Annotated in this window: 7 protein-coding genes; 3 read left to right on the forward strand and 4 right to left on the reverse strand. The window is 31.3% G+C overall.

Going from position 1 to position 6,195, the window contains the following annotated elements:
* Window positions 1-15: 15 nt before the first annotated feature.
* Entirely contained in the window at window positions 16-633 is a 618-nt protein-coding gene (locus tag RSF37_RS09055; RefSeq protein WP_332564087.1) for an NUDIX hydrolase, read from the forward strand.
* A gap of 62 nt (window positions 634-695) precedes the next feature.
* Here the strand turns inward: RSF37_RS09055 and RSF37_RS09060 are convergent, their stop codons facing one another.
* From RSF37_RS09060 to RSF37_RS09070, 3 genes are read right to left on the reverse strand one after another with little or no spacing between them, the layout of a single operon-like run.
* Window positions 696-2,573: a PTS fructose transporter subunit IIABC gene (locus RSF37_RS09060; protein ID WP_332564088.1), complete on the reverse strand. Its 1,878-nt coding sequence runs from the start codon at window positions 2,571-2,573 to the stop codon at window positions 696-698.
* Between the two features lie 21 nt (window positions 2,574-2,594).
* A complete protein-coding gene (gene pfkB / locus RSF37_RS09065) occupies window positions 2,595-3,497 on the reverse strand; it encodes a 1-phosphofructokinase (protein ID WP_332564089.1) in 903 nt (300 codons plus the stop codon).
* Entirely contained in the window at window positions 3,494-4,246 is a 753-nt protein-coding gene (locus tag RSF37_RS09070; RefSeq protein ID WP_332564090.1) for a DeoR/GlpR family DNA-binding transcription regulator, read from the reverse strand. Before RSF37_RS09070 ends, pfkB begins: the two co-directional genes overlap by 4 nt.
* A 148-nt stretch (window positions 4,247-4,394) precedes the next feature.
* Here RSF37_RS09070 and RSF37_RS09075 point away from each other — a divergent pair, with 148 nt between their 5' ends.
* Together RSF37_RS09075 and RSF37_RS09080 are read left to right on the forward strand one after the other, a co-directional pair.
* Window positions 4,395-4,964 carry a LemA family protein gene (locus RSF37_RS09075; protein WP_332564091.1) on the forward strand — a complete coding sequence of 190 codons (570 nt, stop codon included), beginning with the start codon at window positions 4,395-4,397 and terminating at the stop codon, window positions 4,962-4,964.
* A 2-nt stretch (window positions 4,965-4,966) separates the two neighbouring features.
* Window positions 4,967-5,746, forward strand: coding sequence for a TPM domain-containing protein (locus RSF37_RS09080; RefSeq protein WP_332564092.1), 780 nt, complete (start codon window positions 4,967-4,969; stop codon window positions 5,744-5,746).
* 65 nt (window positions 5,747-5,811) lie between these two features.
* On the opposite strand, the gene RSF37_RS09085 is transcribed toward RSF37_RS09080, so the two are convergent.
* Window positions 5,812-6,195: methionine adenosyltransferase domain-containing protein (locus RSF37_RS09085; RefSeq protein ID WP_332564093.1), on the reverse strand; the 384-nt coding region annotated here is incomplete at its 5' end.

Genomic DNA, 6,195 nt, shown 5'->3' on the forward strand with positions numbered 1-6,195 from the left:
TAAGAGGTGATTCTTATGGAAGAAAAGTGGTTGAACTGGGCAAAAAGATTACAATCAATAGCACAGTCTGGCATTACCTATTCTAAAGATAAATATGATATTGAACGTTTTGAAGAAATACGTAATTTATCTTGCGAAATATTAAAAGAGTATACTGATATTCCTACAGCAAAGGTAAAAGATCTTTTCTGTAATGAAAAAGGATATCAAACTCCTAAGGTTGATGTAAGAGCTGCTATATTTATTAATAATAAAATACTTTTAGTAAAAGAAAGTTTAGATAATAAATGGGCTTTACCTGGTGGATGGGCTGAAATAGACCTATCCATTAAGGAAAATGCTATAAAAGAAAGCTTTGAAGAAGCTGGTGTTAATATTACGCCAGTAAAACTTATTGCTGTCTTAGACAAGAATAAGCATTCTTCTACTTTAAGTCCTTATAGTGTTTATAAAGTATTTGTTCTTTGTAATTTTATAAGTGGTGAATTTAAAGAAAATATAGAAACAGATGATAGTAGTTTGTTCTCTATTGATAATTTACCTAATTTATCTCTTGAAAGAAATTCTTACGAACAAGTAAAAATGTGTTTTGATTTTAATGAAAACCAAAACTTAAATACTATATTTGATTAAACGTTAAAAAGGTGATGAAAATTGAATTTTCATCACCTTTTTATTATATACTTAATTTTATTTTATGCATTTTCTTTTAATGGTTTTTTTAATATTGCAAGTAATATCATACCCACAACTGCACCAGCTGCTAATGCTATTAAATATCCTAATGGATTTTCTATAACTGGTACTACGAATATTCCACCATGTGGTGCTCTTAATTGACATCCAAGTGCCATTGAAAGTCCTCCAGCTACTGCTGAACCTACAGCACATGCAGGTATTACTCTAAGTGGATCTGCTGCTGCAAATGGTATTGCACCTTCTGTTATGAATGAGAATCCCATAATGTAATTTGTAAGACCTGATTGTCTTTCTCTCTTTGTAAATCTATTCTTGAAGAATGTTGTACATAATGCTATTGAAAGTGGTGGAACCATTCCGCCAATCATAACTGCTGCCATTATATCGAATTGACCACTTGCAAGTCCTGCTGTACCAAATACGTAAGCTGCTTTATTAATTGGACCACCCATATCTATTGCCATCATTGCTCCAAGTACTATTCCAAGAATTACTTTACTACTTTCACCCATTGTGTTTAAGAAGTTTGTTAATCCTGTATTAATTGCTGCAACTGGTGGATTAATTACAAATATAATTATCGCACCTATTAGTAATATCCCAAATAGAGGATATAATAAAACTGGTTTTAATCCTTCTAAGCTATCTGGTAACTTATCAAATAATTTCTTTAGTAATAATACTAAGTATCCTGCTATGAAACCTGCAAGAAGTGCTCCTAAGAATCCTGAACCACCTTTGTTTGCAAGCATACCACCAACAAAACCTACTGCAAGAGCTGGTCTATCACCAATACTCATAGCAATATATCCTGCAAGTACAGGTAACATGAATCCAAAGGCTGTATCACCAACACTCTTTAAGAATGCTGCAAATGGTGTATTACTACCAAAAGTAGCTGGATTTATGCTGTAATCATCAAATAAGAATGCTAAAGCAATAAGTATTCCTCCACCAATAACGAATGGTAACATATGAGATACCCCATTCATTAAGTGCTTGTATATCTTATGTCCTACACCTTCATTATCAACATTTTCATCAATGCTTCTAGCTTTTTCTTCTGCATGATATATTGCTGCTTTTCCACCTGTAGCTTCTTTTAAAAGCTCTTCTGATTTGTGTATTCCATTAGCTACTTTAGTTTTTATAACTCTTTTTCCATCAAATCTAGCCATTTCAACATTTTTATCTGCTGCTACTATAATACATTCTGCATTTTCTATTTCTTCTTTAGTTAAAACATTTTTTGCTCCACCAGAACCGTTAGTTTCAACTTTTATAGTAATGCCCATTTCCTTACCTTTTTCTTCTAAGCTTTCAGCTGCCATGTAAGTATGTGCAATACCTGTTGGACATGCTGTAACTGCTAATACTCTATATCCTTTTTTATCATTCTTTTCTTCTTTATCGAATTTTTCGCTTTCTTTATCATCGATAAGTTTTAAAAATTCTTTCTTATCATCAGCACTTATAAGTTTCTTTCTAAATTCTTCATCCATAAGTATTGTTGATAATCTTGCAAGTACTTCAAGATGTAAGTTGTTAGCCGCTTCTGGTGCTGCTATCATAAAGAATAAGTTAGCCTTGTTGCCATCTAATGAATCAAAGTCAACTCCATCTCTTACAACTATGGAACTAAGCCCTGCGCACTTAACTGCCTTTGTTTTACCGTGAGGTATAGCAATTCCATCACCAATACCTGTAGTACTTAATTCTTCTCTTTTTAAAACTTCCCTTTTATATTCTTCTTTATCATTTAAGTAACCTTCTTTGTCCATAAGGTCTACTAATGTTTCTATTGCTTCCTTCTTTGAGTTAACTTGTGCATTTAATAAAATGCCTTCTTCTTTTAAAAGGTCTACTATACGCATAATTTTTCCCTCCCTAAGAGTTTATAATTTTGAAAAAATTTCTTCTATTTTATCTTTTGTTGCTAAGTCTTCTGAAAAAGCACTTGCGCTTCCAGTTGCAATCCCAAACTTTAAAGCTTCTTTATAATCTTTGTTTCTTATATATCCTGCAATAAAGCCTGCTACCATTGAGTCTCCAGCACCAACTGAGTTTTTAACTTCTCCTTTTGGTGCTTTGTTTTTTAATATTTCTCCATTTTCATTAATTAGTATAGCTCCATCTCCAGCCATTGAAATAAGTACATTTTTCGCACCCTTTTCTTGAAGTTTTCTTCCATACTCAATTATTTCTTCTTCGTTATTTATTTGAACTTTAAATATTTCTTCTAATTCATCCTTATTAGGCTTTATTAAAAATGGTTTATACTTTAATACGTTAAGTAGAAGATCACAAGTTGCATCAACTATAAAGTTTATATTCTTATTTTGTAACTTAAGTATTATCTTCTCATACATATCTTCTGGAAGTGTATTTGGTATACTTCCTGCAAGTACTAGTAAATCTCCATCTTTAAGTTCATTTAAGTTATCATATAATTTTTCTATATCTTCTTTTAATATCTTTGGACCTTGAGCGTTAATTTCGCTCTCTTCTTCACTTTTAAGTTTTACATTTATTCTTGAAATCCCATCTCTTAGTTTTATAAAATCAGCACTACATCCTGATTCTTTAACCCTTCTTTCAATCTCTTCTCCTGTAAATCCTGCAACGAATCCAAAGGCTTTATTTTCTATACCCAAATTACTAAGTACAGTTGAAACGTTTATTCCCTTTCCCCCTGGGAATATCTTTTCATCATAAGTTCTATTTACCATTCCTAAATTAAAATCGTTAACCTTTACTATATAATCGAGTGAAGGATTGAATGTCATTGTATATATCATCTTTTGTTTTCCTCCAAAATTTCTGTATATTTTCTAAATCTACTATCTTCTAATTCTGTTGTAATTATTATTCCTTTATTAATTTCTCCAAATGTAACTGCTGAAATATGATTAAATTTTGATCTATCAGCTAATATATAACCTTTATTACTTTTATTTAAAGCTTCTCTTTTAACTAATGCTTCTTGAATATCTGGTGTTGTAAATCCACTTTTTGGATCTATACCATTTGTACCAAAAAAGCCTTTAGTAAAATTGTATTTCTTCAAACTATCTATAGCCTCTATACCAACTATAGCTTCAGTTGAAAGTTTAAGTTCTCCACCTATTATATAAACATTACATTTTTTTTGAATTAACTTTTTAGCATGTACTATACCATTTGTTATGTATATAGCTTTTGTTTCAGTTATAAAATCTATCATAAGCTCTGTTGTTGTACCTGCATCTATATAAACAAAATCATTCTCTTCTATTAAGCTTGCTGCATATTTTGCAATTCTAATTTTCTCATCAACATTTAGTCCTTGTCTTATGAAAACTTCATCATCTTTTGTATCATAAACTACATCTAGTGATGTTGCTCCACCATGAACTTTTTTCAATTTATTTTCTTTATCTAAAAAGTTTAAATCTCTTCTTATTGTTGATTCTGATGTATTTAATTTTTCTACAAGTTCAGTAACCGTAACTGTATTTTTCTCTTCTAAAAGCTTCAAAATTCTTTCAAATCTTTCTTCTGATATCATTTACATCACCTCTTTAAATATATAATAAATCTTTTTTCATTCAAAGTCAATCATTTTCAGTCAAAATAATTCATAAAAGATCATAATTTATATTTTACTAATTTTTTGCATATACTCTAAGTATGAATAAAAGAAAGGATTTGATATTATGAGTAAAAATTTAAAAATATCTTTAATAATAGTCGCAATAGTTGCTATTATAGCTATTCCCATAATAGGTGGATATAATAGCCTCGTTTCACTAGAGCAAAATGTAAATACCGCTGAAGCTAACATAGATGCTCAACTTCAAAGAAGGTCTGACTTAATTCCAAACTTAGTTAACACTGTAAAAGGGTACGCAAGTCAAGAACAGCAAATATTTACAGATGTTGCTAATGCAAGAAGTAAACTAGCAGGAGCTACAAATGTAACTGATAGAGCTAATGCTGATAGTGAATTATCTGGTGCTTTATCAAGATTATTAGTTGTAGTTGAACGATATCCTGAATTAAAATCAAGTGAGAATTTTAAAGATTTATCTATTCAATTAGAAGGAACTGAAAATAGAATTTCAGTAGCTAGACAAGATTATAATGCTGCTGTAACTAAATATAATACTAAGAGAAGAAAATTCCCAACTTCAATAGTATCTTCCATATTCGGATTTACCGAAAAACCTTTCTATAAAGCAAGTGAAGGTTCAAAAGAAGTTCCTTCAGTTGATTTCAGTAAGTAATAATGCAAAAAAAACTTAACTTTTTCAAAGTACTTTTATCTTCTCTTTTAATTATTGTTTCATTTTTCTCTTACGAAGTTACTGCTTCAACTAAGTATCCAGAGCCATCACCTTATAAATACTTAAATGATTATACTGGTACTATTGATGAAGCTAACACTAAAAAAATTATATCTATTGGAAAGGAACTTGAAGATAAAACGGGAGTTCAAGCAGTTGTAGTTGTAATTAATTCAACTGACGGTGCTCCTATAGAAGATTATGCAATCAACCTTTTTAGAGAATGGGGTATAGGTCAGAGTGATAAAAATAATGGGTTGTTAGTTCTTTTATCTATTAATGATAAAAGGTGGCGCGTTGAGGTTGGCAAAGGCCTTGAAGGTGCAATTCCTGATGCACTGAGTAATAGAGTTATGGACTCTCTAGCTAAGCCTAATTTTAAGGAAGGTAATTACGGGACTGGATTATCTGAAAGCTATAGTGCTTTAGCTGATTATGCTGCTAAGGAATATGGCGTCACTTTAGAAAAATCTTTAAATGTGACACTTCCATCAAAGGAAAGTAATAATTCATCTGGAATATTTGTATTAATAGTTTTCTTTGTTTTATTTTTAGCTGATCTACTTCTTAATAGAGGAAGAGTTTTTAGAAATATTTTAACCTTCGTATTAATCTTCGGAAGAAATGGCCGTGGAGGCGGCGGTTTTGGTGGAGGAAGTAGTGGCGGAGGAGGTTTTGGTGGAGGTTCATCAAGTGGTGGCGGATCTTCTGGCGGATGGTAACTTAAATTATAATAATATTTTCATTTAAACTAAAAGGAGCCCTTTTAAAGGGCTCCTTTCTCTAATTACATTAAGTTCTTGATTTCTTCTACTTTATCTAACTTTTCCCATGGTAAATCAGCATCTGTTCTACCGAAATGTCCATAAGCAGCTGTTTGCTTGTAGATTGGTCTTCTAAGATCTAAATCTCTTATTATAGCACCTGGTCTTAAATCAAATACCTTTTGTATTATATTAACTATTTCTTCTTCTGATCTCTTTCCTGTTCCGAAAGTATCAACTTGAATTGAAACTGGCTTAGCAACACCGATTGCATAAGCTAATTGTATTTCTAATTTATCAGCTATTCCTGCTGCAACTAAGTTTTTAGCAACCCATCTTGCTGCGTATGCTGCTGATCTATCAACCTTTGTTGGATCTTTTCCTGAGAATGCTCCACCACCGTGTCT

Source organism: Clostridium sp., from assembly GCF_036643715.1.
Classification (GTDB): Bacteria; Bacillota; Clostridia; order Clostridiales; family Clostridiaceae; genus Clostridium.

What these genes read in the sequence shown, in the direction of transcription:
- RSF37_RS09055 (WP_332564087.1), top strand. Translation starts at nt 16, where the DNA reads ATGGAAGAAAAGTGGTTGAACTGGGCAAAAAGATTACAATCAATAGCA.
- RSF37_RS09060 (WP_332564088.1), bottom strand. Translation starts at nt 2,573, where the DNA reads ATGCGTATAGTAGACCTTTTAAAAGAAGAAGGCATTTTATTAAATGCA.
- pfkB (WP_332564089.1), bottom strand. Translation starts at nt 3,497, where the DNA reads ATGATATATACAATGACATTCAATCCTTCACTCGATTATATAGTAAAG.
- RSF37_RS09070 (WP_332564090.1), bottom strand. Translation starts at nt 4,246, where the DNA reads ATGATATCAGAAGAAAGATTTGAAAGAATTTTGAAGCTTTTAGAAGAG.
- RSF37_RS09075 (WP_332564091.1), top strand. Translation starts at nt 4,395, where the DNA reads ATGAGTAAAAATTTAAAAATATCTTTAATAATAGTCGCAATAGTTGCT.
- RSF37_RS09080 (WP_332564092.1), top strand. Translation starts at nt 4,967, where the DNA reads ATGCAAAAAAAACTTAACTTTTTCAAAGTACTTTTATCTTCTCTTTTA.